Origin of the sequence: Candidatus Methylomirabilis sp. (assembly GCA_036000645.1) — a bacterium.
Lineage (GTDB): Bacteria > Methylomirabilota > Methylomirabilia > Methylomirabilales > JACPAU01 > JACPAU01.
Genome location: DASYVA010000232.1, coordinates 1 through 19,321 on the forward strand (window position 1 = coordinate 1; position 19,321 = coordinate 19,321).

The window sequence follows — 19,321 nt, forward strand, 5'->3', positions numbered from 1 at the left end:
ACGACCCCGCGGGCCGCCACGCCCCCGCCGCAGTGGCTCACGATCGTGGCGGCCGTGAAGGCCACCGCCTCCTCCAGCCGGCCGCCCGGAAGGCCCGGCGGAGCGAAGACAATCTGGAGCAGGCGATGGGTCTCTCCCGTCACCGCCGTCCGCAGCGCGTCGGCGTAGGGGCTCCCGAACGGCCCCGCTGCATCCGCCAGGAGGATCTTCCCCTCCCCGTCCACCGTCTTGCCGCCGATGGCGGTCCAGCCGTCGCCTCCGTCGCCGATCCGGCAGGTGACCTCCCCCTGGACCCGGTCGGCATCGTAGGCGCCCATCGGGAGCCGGAAGGCGAGGGACCCTAGCGTACTCCCGTCCACGGCCGCGTTGATCCTGGGGACTCCCTTCCCCTGGAGGATCCGGCGGAGGAGGGCCTCGGCCGAGGGGCGGTAGCGGCCCGGGTCCCCCCCGGCCGCCCGGAAGGTGGCCCGCATGGCGGCCACCTCGGGGAGGCGGGCCACGCCTTCCAGATCCAGCGCGCCCTTGATCCGCTCCGCGCACGCCTCGAGGGCGGAGGTCAGGTCGGGGGCCTCGCGGGCAACCGCCAGGCCCTCCAGGAGGGCGACGCCGAGGGCGAGGCCCGGCACGCGCGCGAGGAGCCCCGGCGCCAGCCGGACTGTCGGTCCCATCAGGCCGCCCGCCCGCCGAGGTATGCCTCGGCCGACCGGAGCATCATCTCCAGGCCGATGGCGAGAGCCTCCTCGTCGAAGTCGAAGCGGGGGCTGTGGTGCGGGGCCGTCAGCCCCCGGGCGGCGTTGGCGGAGCCGATGAAGAAGTAGCAGCCGGGAACCCGGTGCAGCACGTAGGCCATGTCCTCGGCCCCCATCCCCGGGGGATGCTCCACCACCCGCTCCTCCCCCACCACCTCCGCCCCGGCAGCCGCCACCAGGCGTGCGAGGTCGGGGTGGTTCACCGTGACCGGGTAGCGCTGCTCCACCTGCACCTCGACCGCGGTCCGGGTGGCCTCGGCGATCCCCATGAGGAGCCGCCGGATCCGCACGGGAAGCTCCTCCCGGAGGGACGGGTCGAGGCAGCGGATGGTCCCCTCCATCGTGACCTCGGACGGGATCACGTTGAAGGTTTCCCCGCCGTGGATGCTCGCCACCGTAATCACCGCCGGCGTAACGGGATCCACCTCCCGCGCCACCAGGGCCTGCAGGGCCAGAACCATCTGCGCGGCGGCCACCACCGGGTCCACCGCCAGGTGGGGCTGGGCGGCGTGCCCGCCGCTCCCCCGCACGGTGACGCGCAGGCGATCCGCCGACGCCATAACGGGGCCGGGCCGGACGCAGACCGTCCCCACGGGATACTCGTTCCAGAGGTGGAGGGCGAAGGCGGCGTCCACCGGCGGATCCTCGAGAATCCCCGCCTGGAGCATCGGCAGCGCCCCTCCCGGGCCCTCCTCCGCCGGCTGGAACATCACCTTGACCACGCCCGGGAGGCGGTCCCGCCGGCCCGCCAGGAGTCTCGCCGCCATCACCCCGATGGCGGTGTGCCCGTCGTGCCCTCAGGCGTGCATCACCCCCGCGACGCGGGAGGCGTAGGGGGCGCCCGTCGCCTCCTGGATCGGCAGCGCGTCCATATCGGCCCGCAGCAGGACGGTCCGGCCGGGCCGCCCCCCCCGGATGGTGGCCACCACCCCGGTCCCGGCCACACCGGTCTTGAGCGCGATGCCGGGAACGGCCAGCTGCTCCGCCACGGCCGCCGCGGTCCGGGTCTCGGCAAAGCCGAGCTCCGGTTCCTGGTGGAGGCGGCGCCGGAGCGCGACGAGGTCAGCCCGGACGGCGGCCACCTCCGGCGAGAAGCGAGGCGAGGACTTGGGCACCGGGGACTCCTGCGCGCATCCGGCGAGCGGCTCTGCCTCAGAAGAACTGGGTAAGGCGCTGGACGGCGTCGATCCGGGCCTTCAGGGCGTTGGCGGCGCGGCGGGGATCGGGGGCACCGGTCACCGCCCGGCCCACGATGAGGCGCTCGGGGCGGAACCGGAGGAGCTGCGGCATGACGACCGGCTCCAGGTCGGCGGCGATGGCGACCGGCCGCTCCCCTGCCTCCCGGACCGCTGCGACCGCCTCCAGGTCCAGGTCCGCCCGGCCCGCTTCCCGCTGCGCCACGTGGAGGAGGAACGCGTCCGGCTTGGCGCGGGCCAGCCGCTTCGCCCGCTCCGCCGCATCGGGCAGGCCGGTCAGATCCACGAGGAGCCGGACCTGCCGCTCCCGGGTGGCCGCCCGGAGGCTCCGGAGGGCGTCCACGGGGAGGTCTCCCCCCACCCGGAGGACCTGGGCGCGCCCCGCGAGCGATTCCAGGAAGGCGCCCCCCGCCTCGGCGCCGGGTGGGGCGGCGACACAGACCGGCTTGTCGGGATGCCGGACCCGGAGGGCTGCAGCCGTCTCCAGGATGGCCTCGCCGCCGGCCCCCGGGAGGCCGAACGCGTCGGCGTACTCCCCGAGCAGATCGGCCAGGCGGAGAGCCTCCTCCGCTGCCTCGGGAAGGTCCAGCTGGAGAAGCGTGCCCGCCACGGGCTCAGGCCTTCGCGGGGCCGGACTTCAGCGCGTCCTGCAGGGCCTCGATGCCGGCCTGGGCCACCTCCCGGTCCTCGTCGGGAGTCCCGCTGCTCACGCCGATCCCGCCCACGATCTGCCCCTCCACGAAGACGGGGAGGCCGCCGCCGAAGATGACGAAGCGCCCCTGGTTGCTGGCGTGGATCCCGAAGGCCGGGCCGCCCGACTGGGCGACGGGCCCGTACTCGTGCGTGGCCTTCCGGGCCCCGGCCGCCGTAAAGGCCTTGTTGATGGCGATGTCGATGCTGGTGATCTTCGCCCCGTCCATCCGGTGGAAAGCGAGGAGGTTCCCCCCGTCGTCCACGACGGCGATGTCCATCGGGACCCCGAGCTCCCCCGCCCGCCGCTCTGCCCCCTCGAGCAGGCGCTTCGCCCCCTCCAGGGTCAGGCGGACGCCACTTCGCACCACCGGCATCTCGGCTCCCCTCACTCCCCCTGCCGCTCGAGCCAGCGCTCGGCGTCCATGGCCGCCATGCATCCCATGCCGGCCGCGGTCACCGCCTGCCGGTACACGTGGTCCACCACGTCCCCCGCGGCGAAGACCCCGGGGACGTTGGTCATGGTCCCCTGCGTGACCCGCAGGTAGCCGAGCGCATCCATCGTGAGCTGCCCCCGGAAGAGACCCGTGTTGGGCGAGTGGCCGATGGCGATGAAGAGGCCGTCCACCTTGAGCTCGGACCGCTCCCCGGTGTCCGTCCGCTTGAGGCGCACCCCCCGGACTCCGTGGCCCTCCTTGCCGAGGACCTCCTCCACCACGCTGTTCCACTGGAAGGTGATGCGGGGGTTCTTCTGGGCCCGCTCCGCCATGATCTTGGAGGCCCGCAGCCTGTCCCGCCGATGGATCACGGTGACCTTGGTGCAGAGCTTGCTCAGGTAGAGGGCCTCCTCCATGGCCGAGTCGCCCCCCCCCACCACGGCCACCTCCTGGTCCTTGAAGAAGTAGCCGTCACAGGTGGCGCAGGTGGAGACGCCGCGGCCCATGTACTGCTGCTCGGAGGGCACCCCCAGGAGGATGGGGGAGGCGCCGGTCGCGATGATCAGGGCCCGGCACCGGATGGTCCCCTCGTCGGTCTCGATCGTGAAGGGGCGTCGGGCCAGGTCCACCCTGCTCGCCGTCGCCCCCAGGAAGCGGGTGCCGAACCGCTCCGCGTGCTTCCGCCAGGTCTCCATCAGCTCGGGCCCCATGATGCCATCGGGAAAGCCCGGGTAGTTCTCCACCATGGTGGTGGTGGTCAGCTGCCCCCCCGGCTGGGCGCCGGCGATCACGAGGGGGGCCAGGTTGCCGCGGGCGGCGTAGAGGGCCGCCGTGAGCCCCGCCGGGCCCGAGCCCAGAATGCACACCTTGCCTTCCATGCCGATCCCCCCTCCGGAGGGCGCCAGCTCCGCGGGGACCTCCCCCCGCGACGGCCGCGCTGCCACCCCTTAGGATGCCGCGCCGCCCCCCGGCGTGGCACGAGGAGCGGCCGTCGTAGTCTTTCGGATTGCCCGGAAATTGTCAAGGAGGCGAGGAGGAAGGGGGCAAAATGCCCGGGCGGCGCCGTGGGGTGCGCCGCCCGGGCGGGAGGGTCTACGGAGTGGAGATGCGGGCGAGGGCCGTCGGCGCCGCCGGGCCGAGAGCGGCCAGGACCCGCGCCTCGAGGCCGCGGATGTCCGCCGCGCCGGCAGCGAGATGCTCAGGGGCCTGTCCCGCGACCGTCCGCGTCAGGAGGAGCGCCTCCCCGTCGCGCTCGGCGAGCAGGGTGACGGCGGGCGCGCCCGGGGCCTGGAGTGAGCCGATCACCCGATCGCTCCCATCGGGCTGGCGCAGGGTCAAGCGATCCACCAGGGCACCGTCCCGGAAGCGCTCCACCGTCATCTCGGTGGCTCCCTCCCGGTGGCGGATCGTCTGGACGACGCGATCCCCGCCGACCTGGGCCGTCTTGATGAGCGGGTCGCTCTCCCCCTTGGCGGCGGGGTTCTTCCCCTGCCAGAACTCGATGACGTTCAGCACCACGAAGTCCACCAGCCCAGCCAGCCCGTACACCGGGACGATGACGAACAGCCAGGTGACGGCGCTGCGGATGTACTTGTCCTTCACGCTGCTATTCGCCTCGTAGACGTTCCGGACCAACTGGAACCGGCCGTAGCAGGAGGTCGCCAGCGGCAGTAGAGCCACGAGGAGCGCCACGGCCACCCACCGGATGATTGGTCTGCGGTGCATTTTCCCCCCCTGTGTGGAAGTGAAGGCCAGCACGCCAGCCACGCGGCCGGGTTTGTCCCCCACGCTCCCGGCCCGGCGACCCTGTCACCGCCGCATGCGGACAGGGCCATGCGAGGGCCGTGCCACCAGGCTCGCCCCCTCAGGCATGCCGCGGCTACAATACCGCGCACCCGCAGGCCGAGCAATGCCTTTCCGAGTCCGGGTCTCGTCCCCCCGATCGGCTAGCCGGGCGCTGCCCAGCCCGCCGCCCGCGTGACCGCCCGGCGCCAACCGGCGTAGAGCGCCTCCCGCTCCCCGGCCGCCATCTTTGGCTCAAACCGGCGCTCCACGCCCCAGTTCTCCCCGATCTCTTCCAGGCCGGCCCAGTACCCCACGGCTAACCCCGCGAGGTAGGCGGCGCCCAGGGCCGTCGTCTCGGTGACCTTCGGGCGGATGACCGGTCGGTCCAGGATGTCGGCCTGGAACTGCATCAGAAAGTCGTTCCGGGCCGCCCCCCCATCCACCTTGAGCTCAGCCATCCGGATTCCGGCGTCCCCCTCCGCCGCCTCCACCACCTCCCGGCTCTGGTAGGCGATGGCCTCCAGGGCCGCCCGGACGACATGGGCGCGGGTTGTCCCGCGGGTCAGGCCCAGGATGGCCCCCCGGGCGTACGGGTCCCAGTGGGGGGCCCCCAGCCCGACAAAGGCGGGGACAAAGTAGACGCCCCCCGTATCCGGCACCTGGGCGGCGTAGTGCTCCGACTCGGCCGACGCGTCGATGAGTCTCAGGCCATCCCGGAGCCACTGGACCGCGGCGCCGGTGACGAAGATGCTCCCCTCCAGCGCGTAGGCGGGGGTCTCCCCCACCGTGGCCGCCATCGTGGTCAGGAGCCCGCGGGTCGAGGTGGCCGGCTTCTCCCCCGTGTGGACCAGGAGGAACGAACCGGTCCCGTACGTATTCTTGGCGAGGCCCGGCCCGAAGCAGGCCTGGCCGAAGAGGGCCGCCTGCTGGTCCCCCGCCGCCCCGGCGACGGGGATCTCCGCGCCGAGCAGGTCGCGCGGGGTCCTCCCGTACACCTCGCTGGAGGGCCGGACTGCCGGCAGGGCGCGGCGCGGGACCTCCAGGAGGGCCAGCAGGTCGTCGTCCCATTGCCGGCTGTGGAGATTGAAGAGCATGGTCCGGGAGGCGTTGGTGGGGTCGGTCACGTGCGCCGCCCCCCCGGTCAGCCGGAAGATGAGCCAGGAGTCGATGGTCCCGGCGCAGGCGTCGCCGCGCCGCGCCCGCTCCCGCAGGCCGGGCGTGTGCTCGAGCAGCCAGGCCACCTTGGTCCCGGAGAAGTACGCATCCAGGACCAGCCCCGTCTTGCCGCGGATGGCGGCCTCGTGACCCGCCGCCTTCAGGCGCGCGCACATGTCGGCGGTCCGCCGACACTGCCAGACGATGGCCGGGGTGAGCGGCCGGCCGGTGCTCCGGTCCCAGAAGAGGACCGTCTCCCGCTGGTTGGTGACGCCGAGCGCGGCCACGGACGCGGGCGGGATGGCGCCCTGCTGGAGCGCCTCCCGGGCCACGGTGAGCTGCGTCTCCCAGATCTCCTGGGGGTCGTGCTCCACCCACCCGGGCCGCGGGTAGTGCTGGGGAAACTCGCGCTGGGCGAGACTCGCCACGCGCCCCTGCCGGTCGAAGCAGATGGCTCGACAGGAGGTGGTCCCCTGGTCCAACGCCAGGATGACCGGCTCGCGCACGCTCCCCCTCCTCCCCCCCCGGTCCGCCGGCTACTTCTCGGTCTCGATCAGCCCCTTCACGAACCAGCGCTGCATGAACAGGATCACCGCCACCGGCGGCAGCATCGCGAGGATGGTGCTCGCCATGATGATCTGCCAGTCGGTCTGGGCATCGCCCGTGCCGATCATCTTGACAATCCCGATGACCACCGTCTCCATGCTGCGGGTGGTCGTGATCAGCAGCGGCCAGAGGTACTGGTTCCACCCGTAGATGAACAGGATCACAAACAGGGCCGCGATGTTGGTGCGCGAAAGCGGGATCACCACAGCCCAGAAGAAGCGCAGGGGCCCCGCCCCGTCGATCTTCGCCGCCTCGACCAGCTCGTCGGGGATCGTCAGAAAGACCTGTCGGAAGAGCAGCGTCGCCGTGGCTGACGCGATGAGGGGAATAATCAGTCCCGCGAAGCTGTCGACCATGCCGAGATCCGCCACCACCTTGTAGGTCGGGATAATCCGCACCTCCACGGGAAGCATCAGGGTAATGAAGATCATCCAGAAGAAGAACATCCGCAACGGGAAGGCGAAAAAGGCCACCGCGTACGCCGAGATCAGCGAGATCGCGATCTTGCCCACGGTGATGCCGAGCGCCATGACCAAACTGTTGAACATCAGCGCCTGCACGGGGACGGACGTGACGCGTTCACTCGACCCGCGCGTCCAGGCCTGCCAATAGTTGTCCAAGAGGTGCGGCCCGGGAACCAGCGGCGTCTCTCCCCGGGCAATGGTCCCTCCGTCGTGTGTCGAGCCGATCAGCGCGAGATAGATCGGAAACGCGAAAATGGCGACGCCGATGACCAGGATGACATGGGGGATCCAGTTGGTGGGACGCTGGCGGGTCCGCATCAATAATGGACCCTGCGCTCGATATAGCGGAACTGGATCGCGGTGAGGATGACGACCACCAGCATCAAGATCACCGACTGCGCCGAGGATCCGCCAAGGTCCAGGTTGATGACGCCATCCGTGTAGACCTTGTAAATCAGGGTCTCGGTCGCCTTGCCCGGCCCGCCGCCGGTCAGCGCGTGGATCACGCCGAAGGTGTCGAAGAACGCGTAGACCACATTGACTACGAGGAGAAAGAAGGTGGTGGGCGAGATCAACGGGAAGGCGATGCTCCAGAACCGCCGGGCCGGGCCGGTGTCAAGGGATGCCGCCTCGATCACGGAGGGGGGAATGGCTTGCAGGCCGGCGAAGAAGAACAGGAAGTTGTAGCTCACCTGCTTCCAGGACGCGGCGAGGATGACGAGGAGGAGCGCCTGGTTGCCATTGAGCTTATAGTCCCACGCGATCCCGACCTGGCGCAGGCGGCGGCCAAGCAGGCCAATCGAGGGATGGAAAATGAACAGCCACAGGCTCGCAGCCACCGCGGGGGCCACGGCGTACGGCCAGGTCAGGAGCGTCCTATACGTCGTGGCTCCGCGGATCCCCGTGTCCGCCACCACCGCGAACAGGAGCGCGGCGCCCATCGAGAGTCCCGTCACCGCCGTTGAAAAGATGAGCGTGACGCGGAACGAATCAAGATAGAGCGGGTCCGTCAGCACCACGGTGAAATTCTCGAGCCAAACGACTTGGGTGCGGAGGCCAAAGGGGTCCTGGAGAAGGACGGACTGGTAGACCGCCTGGCCGGCCGGCCAGAGGAAGAAGACCAGCGTCACCGCGATCTGCGGCGCCAGGAGGAGGTAGGGCAAGACCTTGTTGGGAAAGATGACGCGCCTGCGCATCCGGTGCTCGATGTCTCCGCGGGCTCCCCTCAGGCCACGACAGCGCGCGGCGGTCCAGCTCGGGGACGCGAACGGCCCCCCTCCACGTGGGAGGGACGCGCTTGCGCTGGCAATCCCTTACGGGCGGTTGGCCCGCTCGAAGTTTCGCAGGACGGTGTTCCCGCGCTGGACGGCGCTGGCCAGCGCCTGCTGGGCCGTTTGCTGCCCCTGGAAGGCCTTCTCCAGCTCCTCATAGATGATGGTGCGGATCTCCGGCATATTGCCGAGCCGCAAGCCCCGCGAGTTCTCCGTGGGCTCTGTCCGCGTTAACTGACGGTAAGGAATATCCGCGCCCGGGTTCTGCGTGTAATAGCCGGAGGCCTGCACCCGCTCAAACCCGCCCATCGTGATCGGCAGGAACCCGGTGTCGGTATGCCACTTGGCCACCACCTCCGGCCGGCTGATGAAGCGGAAAAACTCCGCCACGGCGCGGTACTCCTCCGCGGTCCGGCGCGGCGCGGTCATCACCCAGAAGCTGGCCCCGCCGATGATGGAGTTCTTCGGCGCGCCCGGCGTGCCTTCATAGTACGGCAGCATCGCGACACCCCAGTCGAACTTCGCCTCGCGGATCACGCGAGCGCGATAGCCGGACGAGGTGTGGATGATGGCACACTCCCCCGACACAAACAGCGCCTCGGGCGCGGTGTCACGCCCGCCGTATTTGTAGGAGCCCTCTTTTTGCATGTCGATCAGCGTCTGAACATGCCGGACGTGCAGGGGACTGTTAATCGAAAGCTCGGCGTCCATCCCGTCCATGCCGTTGGCCCGCGTGGCAAGCGGCACATTGTGGATCGCGCTGAACTGCTCGAACTGCGTCCAGGTCCCCCATGCCGCAGTAAATCCGCACGGGGTCGCATTGGCCGCGCGAATCTTCCGCGCCGCTTCCCGCAGCTCGGTCCAGGTCTTGGGGGGGCTGTTGGGATCCAGCCCTGCCCGGCGGAACGCGTCCCTGTTGTACCACATGACGGCCGTCGAACTGTTGAACGGCATCGAGAGCATCCGGCCGTCCGAAGTGCTGTAGTAGCCGCGGACCGCCGCGACGTAGACATTGGGATCGAAGGGCACGCCGGCTTCGCGCATGAGCTCATGGACCGGTTTGATCGCCCCCCGGGCGGCCATCATGGTGGCCGTGCCGACCTCGAACATCTGGACGATGTGCGGCGCGTTGCCAGCGCGGAAAGCGGCGATCGCGGCCACCATCGTGTCGGGGTAGCTTCCCTTGAACGTGGCGTTTACGCGGTACTTGGTCTGCGACGCGTTGAAGTCGGCGGCGATCTGGTCGAGCATCCCTCCGAGGGGCTGGGTGAGCCCGTACCAGAACGTGATCTCCGTCGCGGCCTGGGCCGGGGAGAGCCCGCCAGCGATCACGAGGCCCGCAAGACCGGCAAGGAGCCAGCGCGCGTACCGTCTCGTCCGCATCCGTACCCTCCTCCTCCAAAAGGGGAAACGCCTGCCTCGGATCCTCCGGGGGGCGGCCCGCACCCCGGACTACAGGGGAAGCTCCCGGCCGACCTTCTCCCGCAGGGCCTTCCGGTAGACCACCGCGGCGACCGCCATATCCTCCAACGCCAGACCCTGCGACTCGAAGAGGGTGATGTCTCCCGGGCGCTCCCGGGCCGGGATCTTGCCGGCGACCACCTCCCCCAGCTCGTGGACCTGGTCCCAGGACAGGAGGCCCCGATCGATGGGGGCGATCAGGTCGCCGCATTCGATCCGGGCCTGCTCCTTGCTGTCCACCACGACGAGCCGGGACGCCATCACCGCCGCCTCGTCGATCTCTTGCTTCTCCGCAAAGTTGGAGCCCGCGGCGTTGACGTGGGTGCCCTGCTCCAGCCACCTCCCGTCAAAGACAGGCGCCTTGGCCGTGGTCATGGTGGTGACGATGTCCGCTCCCTCGACCACGACCCGCGGCTCCGGGGCGGGCCGGACCGGTACCTGGAGCGCCGCCTCCATCTCGCGGCAGAAGGCGGTGCGCCGCGCGGCGTCGCGCCCGTACGCCCGGACCTCCCGCACCTGCCGCACGGCGCAGAGGGCGTGGAGCTGGGAGCGGGCCTGCCAGCCGGTGCCGAAGATGCCCACGACCGAGGCGTCGGGCCGGGCCAGGTACCGGGTGGCGACCCCGCTGGCCGCCCCGGTGCGGATCTGCCCGAGGCGGTCGGCCTCGATGAGGGCGAGGAGACGCCCGTCTTCGGCGCTGTACAGGTGGACGTGGAAGCGGACGGCCCCTCTGAAGGTGGTGTACGCCTTGAGGCCCAGGACCCCCACGTGGGGGAGGCCGGCGGCCATGACGTGCAGGATCCCCTGGGGGAGGCGGACCCGGGCGCGAGGACGGTTGACGGCCTTGCCCTCCCCGTGGTGCCGGAAGGCCTCTTCCACCGCCTCGAGCGCCTCGGGCATCGTGAGGAGCCGGGCGACGTCATCGTCGGTGAGAAAGAGCGGCATCGGGGCGCCTCCGGTGCACAGGGGGGCAGGCGCAGGCTCAGCCCACGCTGTTGCTGGTGCGGGCCCGGGTGGCGTACTCTTCCACCGCGGAGGAACACCACCATTTTCCCCAACGGCATCCACTTGTCAAGGAAGGGAGTGGCCTGGACGTGGCAGAGCGGCCTCCTCCTCCGGACGTACCGACCCGGGGAGGGTTCCCCCGATGACCACGCCCCCTTGACCCCCACCTTCCTGCGCCTGGCACTGGCCGAGGTGGCCCCGGGGACGCGGGTCGTAGATCTGGGCTGCGGGGCGGGGCGGGTGGCCCTCGCGCTGGCCCGCGCGGGGGGGCTCCTGGTGGGCCTCGACAGCGCCGCGCGCGCCGTGGCCGCCGCGCGCGCGGCCGCGGCCCGCGACGGGCTCAGCCGGGCCCGATTCCTCCACGCGGACGTCGAGACCGCAGACCTGCCGGGGGTGACCGGCTGGGCGGCAGCCGACCTCGCCGTGGCCCACTTCTGCTACAGCGGCCGCCTCCTCGCGCACGCCGCCGGCTTCCTCCGGCCGGGAGGCGCCATCGTCTGCGCCGCGATCCATCCGGATCAGTGGCGGGAGACGGGGCGCCCCTCCCGCTTTGCCGTCGCGGAGGCCGAGGTGGAGGCGCACGCCGCCGCGGCCGCCCTCCTGCCCGAGGCCGCCTCCCGCGAGACCGAGCGCCTCCGCTTTTCGGGCTGGGAGGAGGCGCGGGCCTACCTCGGCGGCGCCGCCCTGTGGGACCGGTGGGCAGCGGACGGACGGGGGGAAGCGCTCCGGGCCGCCTTCGCGGCCGGACGCCGCACCCTCACCGTCCGCAGCACGCTGCTCTTCACGCTGCGGCGCGCCTGAAAAAGAAAATCCCCCGGCTCGGGCGCGAGCCGGGGGATTCGGTCCGCCCTTCGCCCTACGCGTTCTTGCGCTGCGCCACCGGGGCGTCCGGGTGCTGGACGAAATAGTCGTAGTTCTTCTGGATGAACGCCTTCCACTGCTCGGGAACCGCGCTCTCCTCGAAGATGGCCGTGACCGGGCACTCCGGCTCGCAGGCGGCGCAGTCGATGCACTCCTCCGGCTTGATGTAGAGCTGATCCTCGCCCTCGTAGATGCACTCGACAGGGCACACGTCCACGCAGGCCCGGTCCTTCACCCCGATGCAGGGCTCAGCAATGATATAGGTCATCGCGGGGCACTCCTTCTCCTTGTCCAGGAAACCCGGACCGGGCCGGCTGTCAGCCGCCGGAGGCACCCGCCCGCTTCGGGGCCAGCAGGAGCACCAGACGCTCCGGGTGGGACGGGCTTTTCGCCTCCCGGATCTCGAAGCCGGCCTCGCACCGCTGGCACCAGACCTCCGTCCGGCCCGGGCGGAGCGTCAGGAGCTCGGAGCAGTTCGGGCAGCCGACCTGAGCCTTCTCCCAGGAGAACTCCGCGTCCACTGACTCCCCTCCGGGCCGCGCGGCAGCGCACCGGTTCTCTAGCACAGCCCCCCGGTCCCGTCAACCCCAACAACCCCCCGACGCGTGCCCGCGCAACTACGACGTGGGGGCGTGTCGCATCCCCTGGCGGACGTTCAGGGCCTGCATCTCCTCCGCCAGCTCCAGGGTCCGGTTCATCGCGGTTCGAGCCTTCGCCTGCTGCTGAGAGGTTGTGGCGTAGCGGCCCAGGAGCTCCTTTCCCAACTCGTGATGGAACCCCTCGTCCGCCTGGATCACCTCTCGGTAGAGGCGGGCGGTCTCGGCGTCCCCCTGCCGCTCGCAGAACGCGATGAACTCCCGGTTCCAGACGGTGGCGATGGCCTCCCGGGTGAACTGGGCGGCGGCAATCCGCTCCACCATGTCGTTCAGGCTCGTCAGGTACAGGTACAGCTCCCCGTACCCCTTGGCCAGGGGATTGAACCCGGTGACATCGACCCCCAGTGCCCGGAGACGCTCCTGGATCAGCCGGTAGTGCTTCGCCTCATCGCCGATCTGGCGCGCGAAGGCCAGCTTCACCTCGACCTCGGGGGTGGTCGCCAGCCACCGGGCGGCGATCTCGGTCGCCTCCAACTCGCTCCGGAGCGCGATCCTCAACAACTTCTCGATGGTGAGAGCCCCATCCAACTCGGCCCGGAGCGTCTCCTCCGGGGAAAGCCGCCGGAGCACCTGATCGAGCGATTCCTCCAGCCCCCTGACGAAGGCCGGCCCATCCATCCCCGCTCCTTCCCCAATCCGACCTGTCCAGCCCTTGAAAATCAGTCTCCCGGATACAGACGGAATTGTCAAGCGGCCGCCCCCCGCTCACACCCCCAGGTAGCGGCGGGCGTCCTCGGGCCGGAGGTCAGCGGCCCGTCCCGCGAAGATCACGCGCCCCTTGCTGAGCAGGACGAAGCGATCCCCCAGCGCCCGGGCCAGCGGGAGGTTCTGCTCCACCAGGAGCGTGCTCAGACCGGCCCCCTTCAGTTCCGCCAGGACACGCCGGATCTCCGCGACCACCAGCGGGCCCAGACCCTCCGAGGGTTCATCCAGCAGCAGGAGGGTCGGGTTTCCCACCAGGGCCCGGCCGATGGCGAGCATCTGTTGCTCCCCGCCCGAGAGCGCCCGGCCGTACACGGCGGCCCGTTCCCGGAGCCGGGGGAAGAGGCGGTACACCGCCTCCACCCCGAAGGGACCGGGGCCGTTCCTTCGCCGCGCCGCGATCCGGAGGTGCTCTTCCACCGTGAGGGTCGGAAAGATGCGCCGGTCCTCCGGCACGTAGCCGACCCCGAGGCGGGCCACCCGGTGGGGGGGGAGCCCGACGAGCGCGACCCCGCCGAACGTGATCCGGCCGGCCCGCGGAGGGACGAACCCCACGATGCTCTGAAGCAGGGTGCTCTTCCCTGCCCCATTGCGCCCCAGGAGGCAGCAGACCTCCCCCGGCTCCACCGCGAAGCTCACCCCCTGGAGGATGTGGGACTCCCCGTAGAAGACGTGCAGGTCCTCCACCGCCAGCATCAGGCCACCCCGAAGTAGGCCCGCTGCACGGCCGGGTCGGCCCGGATGGCCTCCGGGGGGCCATCCGCAAGGACCTCTCCGCCCGCCAGGACCGTCACCCGGTCCGCCAGGCGGAAGACCACGTCCATGTCGTGCTCGATGACCAGGAGCGTCTGCTCCCGGGGGAGGGAGTGGAGCAGCGCGACCATCTCGCCGGTCTCCTCCGGGGAGAGCCCGGCCGTCGGCTCGTCCAGGAGGAGGAGCCGGGGGGAGCCGGCCAGGGCCACGGCCAGGTCGAGGCGGCGCTGCCCGCCGTAGGGGAGCTGGCGCACGGCATGGCCCGCCCACTCCGCCAGGCCCAGCCGCCGGAGGAGCCCTTCGGCCGCCGCCGTCAGGGCCCCAGTCCCGTTCAGGGGGCGCCACCACGCCCGCCGGGCCGGATGGCGGGCGAGCAGAGCGAGCTGGACGTTCTCCAGGACCGTCGCGTCCGGGAAGCAGTTGATGATCTGGAAGGAGCGGGCCAGGCCCCGCCTGGCCCTCGCCTCGGGGGGGAGCGGCGTGATGTCTGTCCCCTCCAGAAAGATGCGCCCCCGGGTCGGGGCGAGCTGGCCGCCGAGAAGGTGGAAGAGGGTGGTCTTCCCGGCCCCGTTCGGGCCGATGAGGGCGTGACGCGCTCCCGCCCGCACCGCCAGGTTTACGCCCCCGAGGGCGCGGACGCCGCCGAAGTCCTTGACGGCGCCCCGAACCTCGAGGAGGGGACGCTCAGGCCCGGCGTCCACGGAGCACCCCCACCACGCCCTGCGGGAAGAGCAGGACACAGGCCATGAACAGCACCCCCAGGTACAGCATCCAGTGCTCGGTCAGGGTGCTCACCACCTCGCGCAGGAACAGGAAGATCCCCGCCCCCACGACCGGCCCCAGGAGAGTCCCGGTCCCGCCCAGCAGGACCATGATGAGGACCTCCCCCGAGCTGACCCAATCCAGGCTCTCCGGGGAGACGTAGCCGGTATAGGCGGCGTGCAGCGCGCCCGCCAGCGCGGCGAGCGCCCCGGCGAGGGTCAGGGCCGCCACCTTGTACCGGACCACCGGGTAGCCCAGGGCCCGCATCCGGGCTTCGTTCACCCGGATCCCCTGCAGGATGTGGCCCACGGGGGAGCGACCGACCCGGTGAAGCAGGAGGCCACCAGCCGCGGCGGCGGTCAGGGCGACGAAGTAAAAGGCGGTCTCCCCCTGCACCGGGAGGGTGCCCAGCGGTCCCAGGGCGAGGGGCGGGCGGGGGATCCCGGCGAGCCCGTTGGAGCCTCCCGTGACGGAGGTCCACTTGTACGCCACCGTGTGGAGGAGTTGAGCGAAGGCCAGCGTCAACATGAGGAAGCCGACGCCGCGTCCCCGGACGCAGAGGGCCCCCGTCAGCGCCGCCCAGGCCGCCGCCAGGAGGAGCGCCCCGGCGAGGGCGGGTAGGAGGCTGACCCCGCCGTGCAGGGTGAGAAGAGCCAGGGTATAGCCGCCGAGCCCGAACGCGGCGGCGTGGCCGAGGGAAACGAGACCCGCCCATCCCACCAGCAGGTCCAGGCTCATGGCAAAGAGGGCGAAGAGACAGGTTTCGAGGAGCAGGCCCAGGGGATAGGGGGGCAGGACGAGGGGAGCCGCGAGGAACAGGGCGGCCGCGGCGCCGGCTGCGAGGCGGGCCGACCTCACGTCGCCGCCTCGGCCCCGAACATGCCCGTGGGGCGCCAGAGGAGGACCGCGACCATCACGGCATAGACGGCTACCATCGCCCAGTCCGGGGCGAGTGCCTGGCCGAAGGTCTCCGCCACTCCGATCAGAAGGCTCCCCACCGCGGCCCCCTTCAGGCTCCCCAGCCCCCCGATCACCACGACGATGAAGGCCTTGATGAGGACCTCCACCCCCATCCCGGGGTAGGCGCTGGCGATGGGGCCGGCCATGACGCCGCCAAAGGCGGCCAGCCCCGCCCCCAGGCCGAAGGTGAACGCGAAGAGGACGCCCAGGTTGATCCCCAGGGCCGCCACCATCTGGCGGTCGGACACCCCCGCCCGCAAGATGGCCCCCAGGCGACTCCGCTCGAGGAAGAGCCAGAGGGTCACGGCGGCCACCCCCCCGACCGCCACCACGAGCAGGCGGTAGGCCGGGTAGGGGACTCCCAGCAGCGCGATGGTCCCCCGCAACGCCTCCGGGGTCGGGAGGGAGCGGATCTGGGGGCCCCAGAGCCACTTGACCCCCTCGTCCAGAACGAGGAGCAGGCCGAAGGTGAGGAGCGCCTGGGCCAGGGGATCGGCGCCGTACAGGCGACGGATGAAGGCCCGCTCCACCAGGGCACCCACGGCTCCGACGACGAGGACCGCGAGGGGGACGGCCAGCCAGAAGCGTCCCGTGAGGGCGAGGCCGGTGAGCCCCACGTAGGCCCCGAGCATGTAGAAGGCCCCGTGGGCGAAGTTGATCACATGGAGGACGCCGAAGATGAGCGCCAGGCCGGAGGAGAGGAGGAAGAGGAGCATCCCGGCCTGCAGGGCGTTCAGCGCCTGCGTCACGAGGAAGGCCAGATCCATGGGGTCTCGTGCCGATCAGGCGGTGATGTTGGGGCAGTGGCCGGGATCCTTCAGCTCTTTCACCACGCTCACGACATAGTTGGCCAGCCCCTCGTCCCCCCGCCGGACCTCCATCACGTACATGTCGTTGATGGCGTTGTGGGTCGCGGGGTCGAAGCGGAACCGGCCCCGGGGGGACTCGAACTGGATCCCCCGGATGACGCCGGAGAGCCGCTCCGGGTCCGTGGTATCCCCCCCGGTCCTCCGGAGCGCCTCCAGGATGACCCGCGCCGTGTCGTAGCCCTGGACCGCGTAGACGTCGGGCGGCTTCCCGGTGAGTGCCTGGTAGCGCTTCCGGAACTCCAGGTTCTGGGGGTTCTGGAGGGTGCGGGTGTAGTGGAGCGTGCTCACCGCCCCGACGGCCGCGTCCCCCTGGCTCTCGAGGACATCATCGGACACGAGGAAGCCGGCCCCCGTCAGGCGGACTTTACCCTTGAGCCCGAACTCGGCGAACTGCTTCACGAAGTGCACGGCATCGGAGCCGGCGAAGAAGGAGAAGGAGAGGGCCGGGCCGACCGCGCCGATCTTGGCCATGATCGCGGCGTAATCGGTGGATCCCAACTTCACGTAGGACTCGCCCACCACGGTCCCTCCCGCCGCCACGAAGGCTTCCCTGAAGGCGCCGACGATCTGGTACCCGGCGGCGTAGTCCGAACCGGTCAGGTAAGCGGTCCCCCCGATGTGCTGCTTCGCCCAGGCCCCGAGACCATAGGAGGTCTGCCAGTTCGAGAAGGAGGTCCGGAAGATGTAGGGGCTGCACCGCTCCCGGGTGAGGGCGTTGTCTCCGGCATTGGCGTTCAGGAGAATCACCTTGGCCTGGTGAATGGGATCCCGGATGGCGGCGGCAACGGCGCTCGAGACCGGGCCGACCACGAAGTCCACCTGGTCGCTGGTCAGGAACTTGCGGAGCTTCCGCAGACCCACCGGCGGCGACACCTCGTCGTCTTCCCGCAGGAGCTCCACCGGCCGGCCGGCGACCCGATTGCCCTCGGCCTCGAAGACGACGCGCATGCCGTTGGTGATGCTCTCCCCCAGGACGGCGTACACCTTCGAGTACGGGAGGAGCAGCCCGATCTTCAGGGGCTTTCCCTGGGCCCGCAGGAGGGCGGGGAACGCCAGCCCCGCGGCCGCCGAGACCCCCGCCGCCACCCCCGTCCGCAAGACCTGCCGCCGGCTCATCCCCGCCATGGCTCCTCCTCCCCTCCCGGCTTACCCCGCCGCCACCCGGTTCCGCAGGACCCCGATCCCCTCCACCTCCGCCTCCAGCAGATCGCCGGGCTTGAGATAGCGGCCGTCGGCCGCGCCGACGCCCTCGGGCGTCCCGGTGGCGAGGATGTCCCCAGGCCAGAGCGTCATCCCGCGGGAGAGGACACTCACCAGGGTGGGGATGTCGAAGATCATTTTGCTGGTATTGGACGCCTGCCGGACCTCCCCGTTGACCCGCATCCTGATGTCCACGGCCTCGGGGTTCGCAAAGACCTCCGCCGTCACGATGGCCGGACCCAGGGGGCAAAAGGTGTCCAGCGACTTGCCCTTGAACCACTGCTGGTGCGTCTTCTGGAGATCCCTGGCCGTCACGTCGTTGAGGATCGTGTAGCCGAAGAGATACTCGAAGACCCGCTCGGGGGGGATGTCCTTGCCTTCCCGACCGATCACCAGGGCCAGCTCGACCTCGAAATCGAGCTGTTGGGTCAGGCCATCCGCCACGATCTCCGTCTCCGGGCCGATGACGGCCGTCGGAGGCTTGGTGAAGAAGACGGGGTGCCCCGGCGGCTCGGCCCCCCGCTCCGCCGCGTGGGCCACGTAGTTGCGCCCCACGCAGAAGATATTCTTGACCGGGCGGGGGATCGGGGCGAGCAGCCGCACCCCCCCGGCGGGAAAGACCTGGCCCGCCCTCGCCAGCCCCGGCCCCTCCCCCGCCTGGAGGCGCCGCCGGGCAGCGGTGATGGCGGCGCGGGCGCGGGCGAGCGGGGCGGCGCCGGCCCGGATGAGCGTGAGCATGTCGGCCGGGAGGCTGCCGTCCAGGGCGTGCAAATCGAAGAGGGTCTCCCCCTCCAGGCTCCCCAGGCGGGCCGCGCCGTCCCGCGCGAACGTCACCAGGTGCACGCACCACCTCCGATGGGGCCTAGCTCTTCCAGGGGAAGTTGACCTTCAGGATCTCGTACGTCTTCTTGCCGCCCGGGGCGTGGACCACCGCCTCGTCCCCCGGTTCCTTGCCGATGAGTGCCCGGGCGAGAGGGGAGGAGACCGAGATCTTGCCCTGCTTCACGTCGGACTCGTCGGAGCCCACGATCCGGTACCGGACCTCGCCCCCCCCGTTGCTGTCCCGGAGGAGGACCGTGGACCCGAAGGTCACCCGGTCGCCCGTCAGGTTGCTCGTGTCGATGACCTGCGCGGCGGACAGCTTGGCCTCCAGCTCGCCGATGCGCTTCTCGACGAAGGCCTGGTGCTCCTTCGCGGCATCGTACTCGGCGTTCTCCGAGATGTCGCCGTGGCCCCGAGCGTCGGCGATGGCCTGGCTGGCCTTCCGCCGCCCCTCGGTTCGCAGACGCTCCAACTCCCGCTTCAGTTGTTCGTAACCCTCCCGGGTCATTGGGAACTTCTCGCTCACGGACGCTGTCCCTCCTGCTGCGAAAGCCAGAACAAAAGCGCCCTGACACCGACGTCAGGGCGCCCGCCGCGCGCTGCGGCGGCCGTCAGGACTCGACCCCCGCTCCTCCCTCCAGAGCGACCAGCTCCCGCTGGCAGGCGGTCAGATCTGCCTCCAGACGCCCCACCCGGATGCGGTAGAGGTTGGCCAGCTTCACTTCCACCTCCGGGGGGGAGAACGCACCCTGCCCGGTCGGGTGCTGCCGGTAGAGCCGGTCCCGCTCCGCGAAGGCCCGCCGCTCCTCTTCGAGGCGCCGCGCCAGGGCGTCCCGGCGGACCCGCAGGGCCGCGACCGCCACCGCGCTGGCCCGCGGCCGCCCCCCCACGATGGCCCGCACGCGATTCAACAGGGA

At 71.0% G+C, this 19,321-nt stretch carries 23 protein-coding genes and 1 pseudogene; 1 reads left to right on the forward strand and 23 read right to left on the reverse strand.

From position 1 onward, the window contains the following. The 12 genes and pseudogenes from VGT06_13540 to VGT06_13595 all read right to left on the reverse strand — a co-directional run. Positions 1-668 (reverse strand): phenylalanine--tRNA ligase beta subunit-related protein (locus VGT06_13540; protein HEV8664145.1); only part of this gene is annotated, 668 nt, incomplete at its 3' end. Next, a pseudogene (locus VGT06_13545) lies at positions 668-1,534 on the reverse strand (amidohydrolase). The gene VGT06_13540 and the pseudogene VGT06_13545, both read right to left, overlap by 1 nt. A 12-nt stretch (positions 1,535-1,546) precedes the next feature. Further along, entirely contained in the window at positions 1,547-1,864 is a 318-nt protein-coding gene (locus tag VGT06_13550) for a hypothetical protein (protein HEV8664146.1), read from the reverse strand. A 37-nt stretch (positions 1,865-1,901) separates the two neighbouring features. Beyond that, the gene (locus VGT06_13555; GenBank protein ID HEV8664147.1) at positions 1,902-2,555 is read right to left on the reverse strand and encodes a hypothetical protein; all 654 of its coding nucleotides are present in this window, start codon (positions 2,553-2,555) and stop codon (positions 1,902-1,904) included. A gap of 4 nt (positions 2,556-2,559) precedes the next feature. Continuing rightward, the gene (locus VGT06_13560) at positions 2,560-3,003 is read right to left on the reverse strand and encodes a heme-binding protein (protein HEV8664148.1); all 444 of its coding nucleotides are present in this window, start codon (positions 3,001-3,003) and stop codon (positions 2,560-2,562) included. Between the two features lie 20 nt (positions 3,004-3,023). Continuing rightward, positions 3,024-3,950, reverse strand: a complete 927-nt coding sequence (trxB, locus tag VGT06_13565) for a thioredoxin-disulfide reductase (protein HEV8664149.1) — start codon at positions 3,948-3,950, stop codon at positions 3,024-3,026. A 214-nt stretch (positions 3,951-4,164) separates the two neighbouring features. Further along, on the reverse strand, positions 4,165-4,797 hold the full coding sequence (locus tag VGT06_13570; GenBank protein ID HEV8664150.1) for a DUF3332 family protein: 633 nt from the start codon (positions 4,795-4,797) through the stop codon (positions 4,165-4,167). Positions 4,798-5,018: 221 nt separating this feature from the next. Further along, positions 5,019-6,518 (reverse strand): glycerol kinase GlpK, encoded by a 1,500-nt coding sequence (gene glpK, locus VGT06_13575; GenBank protein ID HEV8664151.1) that lies wholly within the window; start codon positions 6,516-6,518, stop codon positions 5,019-5,021. Positions 6,519-6,548: 30 nt separating this feature from the next. Next, the gene (gene ugpE / locus VGT06_13580; GenBank protein ID HEV8664152.1) at positions 6,549-7,400 is read right to left on the reverse strand and encodes a sn-glycerol-3-phosphate ABC transporter permease UgpE; all 852 of its coding nucleotides are present in this window, start codon (positions 7,398-7,400) and stop codon (positions 6,549-6,551) included. Continuing rightward, on the reverse strand, positions 7,400-8,278 hold the full coding sequence (ugpA, locus tag VGT06_13585; protein ID HEV8664153.1) for a sn-glycerol-3-phosphate ABC transporter permease UgpA: 879 nt from the start codon (positions 8,276-8,278) through the stop codon (positions 7,400-7,402). Before ugpA ends, ugpE begins: the two co-directional genes overlap by 1 nt. A gap of 117 nt (positions 8,279-8,395) precedes the next feature. Next, positions 8,396-9,736 (reverse strand): sn-glycerol-3-phosphate ABC transporter substrate-binding protein UgpB, encoded by a 1,341-nt coding sequence (gene ugpB / locus VGT06_13590; protein HEV8664154.1) that lies wholly within the window; start codon positions 9,734-9,736, stop codon positions 8,396-8,398. A 69-nt stretch (positions 9,737-9,805) separates the two neighbouring features. Continuing rightward, on the reverse strand, positions 9,806-10,759 hold the full coding sequence (locus VGT06_13595; GenBank protein HEV8664155.1) for an ornithine cyclodeaminase family protein: 954 nt from the start codon (positions 10,757-10,759) through the stop codon (positions 9,806-9,808). Between the two features lie 138 nt (positions 10,760-10,897). On the opposite strand from VGT06_13595, the gene VGT06_13600 reads away from it, so the two are divergent. Next, positions 10,898-11,620, forward strand: a complete 723-nt coding sequence (locus VGT06_13600; GenBank protein ID HEV8664156.1) for a class I SAM-dependent methyltransferase — start codon at positions 10,898-10,900, stop codon at positions 11,618-11,620. Positions 11,621-11,675: 55 nt separating this feature from the next. On the opposite strand, the gene VGT06_13605 is transcribed toward VGT06_13600, so the two are convergent. From VGT06_13605 to VGT06_13655, 11 genes are all read right to left on the reverse strand, one after another. Then, a complete protein-coding gene (locus VGT06_13605) occupies positions 11,676-11,948 on the reverse strand; it encodes a ferredoxin family protein (GenBank protein ID HEV8664157.1) in 273 nt (90 codons plus the stop codon). A gap of 49 nt (positions 11,949-11,997) precedes the next feature. Continuing rightward, complete coding sequence (locus VGT06_13610; GenBank protein HEV8664158.1) at positions 11,998-12,201, reverse strand: hypothetical protein; 204 nt, start codon at positions 12,199-12,201, stop codon at positions 11,998-12,000. A gap of 96 nt (positions 12,202-12,297) precedes the next feature. Beyond that, positions 12,298-12,954 carry a ferritin-like domain-containing protein gene (locus VGT06_13615; protein HEV8664159.1) on the reverse strand — a complete coding sequence of 219 codons (657 nt, stop codon included), beginning with the start codon at positions 12,952-12,954 and terminating at the stop codon, positions 12,298-12,300. Between the two features lie 87 nt (positions 12,955-13,041). Then, complete coding sequence (locus VGT06_13620; protein HEV8664160.1) at positions 13,042-13,737, reverse strand: ABC transporter ATP-binding protein; 696 nt, start codon at positions 13,735-13,737, stop codon at positions 13,042-13,044. Next, positions 13,734-14,492, reverse strand: a complete 759-nt coding sequence (locus VGT06_13625) for an ABC transporter ATP-binding protein (protein ID HEV8664161.1) — start codon at positions 14,490-14,492, stop codon at positions 13,734-13,736. The genes VGT06_13620 and VGT06_13625 overlap by 4 nt, the downstream gene beginning before the upstream one ends. After that, positions 14,476-15,411, reverse strand: a complete 936-nt coding sequence (locus VGT06_13630) for a branched-chain amino acid ABC transporter permease (protein ID HEV8664162.1) — start codon at positions 15,409-15,411, stop codon at positions 14,476-14,478. Before VGT06_13630 ends, VGT06_13625 begins: the two co-directional genes overlap by 17 nt. Continuing rightward, positions 15,408-16,280 (reverse strand): branched-chain amino acid ABC transporter permease, encoded by an 873-nt coding sequence (locus tag VGT06_13635; GenBank protein HEV8664163.1) that lies wholly within the window; start codon positions 16,278-16,280, stop codon positions 15,408-15,410. Before VGT06_13635 ends, VGT06_13630 begins: the two co-directional genes overlap by 4 nt. Positions 16,281-16,295: 15 nt before the next feature. Beyond that, entirely contained in the window at positions 16,296-17,507 is a 1,212-nt protein-coding gene (locus VGT06_13640) for an ABC transporter substrate-binding protein (protein ID HEV8664164.1), read from the reverse strand. A gap of 21 nt (positions 17,508-17,528) precedes the next feature. Beyond that, positions 17,529-18,425, reverse strand: coding sequence for a fumarylacetoacetate hydrolase family protein (locus VGT06_13645; GenBank protein ID HEV8664165.1), 897 nt, complete (start codon positions 18,423-18,425; stop codon positions 17,529-17,531). A 19-nt stretch (positions 18,426-18,444) separates the two neighbouring features. Continuing rightward, entirely contained in the window at positions 18,445-18,930 is a 486-nt protein-coding gene (gene greA, locus VGT06_13650; protein ID HEV8664166.1) for a transcription elongation factor GreA, read from the reverse strand. Positions 18,931-19,015: 85 nt separating this feature from the next. Then, positions 19,016-19,321: hypothetical protein (locus VGT06_13655; protein HEV8664167.1), on the reverse strand; the 306-nt coding region annotated here is incomplete at its 5' end.

Bases quoted from the DNA above. Each gene is read 5' to 3' on its own strand.
- ugpB (HEV8664154.1), bottom strand. From the start codon at position 9,736: ATGCGGACGAGACGGTACGCGCGCTGGCTCCTTGCCGGTCTTGCGGGC.
- VGT06_13615 (HEV8664159.1), bottom strand. From the start codon at position 12,954: ATGGATGGGCCGGCCTTCGTCAGGGGGCTGGAGGAATCGCTCGATCAG.
- VGT06_13595 (HEV8664155.1), bottom strand. From the start codon at position 10,759: ATGCCGCTCTTTCTCACCGACGATGACGTCGCCCGGCTCCTCACGATG.
- VGT06_13635 (HEV8664163.1), bottom strand. From the start codon at position 16,280: ATGGATCTGGCCTTCCTCGTGACGCAGGCGCTGAACGCCCTGCAGGCC.
- VGT06_13605 (HEV8664157.1), bottom strand. From the start codon at position 11,948: ATGACCTATATCATTGCTGAGCCCTGCATCGGGGTGAAGGACCGGGCC.
- ugpE (HEV8664152.1), bottom strand. From the start codon at position 7,400: ATGCGGACCCGCCAGCGTCCCACCAACTGGATCCCCCATGTCATCCTG.
- ugpA (HEV8664153.1), bottom strand. From the start codon at position 8,278: ATGCGCAGGCGCGTCATCTTTCCCAACAAGGTCTTGCCCTACCTCCTC.
- trxB (HEV8664149.1), bottom strand. From the start codon at position 3,950: ATGGAAGGCAAGGTGTGCATTCTGGGCTCGGGCCCGGCGGGGCTCACG.
- VGT06_13570 (HEV8664150.1), bottom strand. From the start codon at position 4,797: ATGCACCGCAGACCAATCATCCGGTGGGTGGCCGTGGCGCTCCTCGTG.
- VGT06_13640 (HEV8664164.1), bottom strand. From the start codon at position 17,507: ATGGCGGGGATGAGCCGGCGGCAGGTCTTGCGGACGGGGGTGGCGGCG.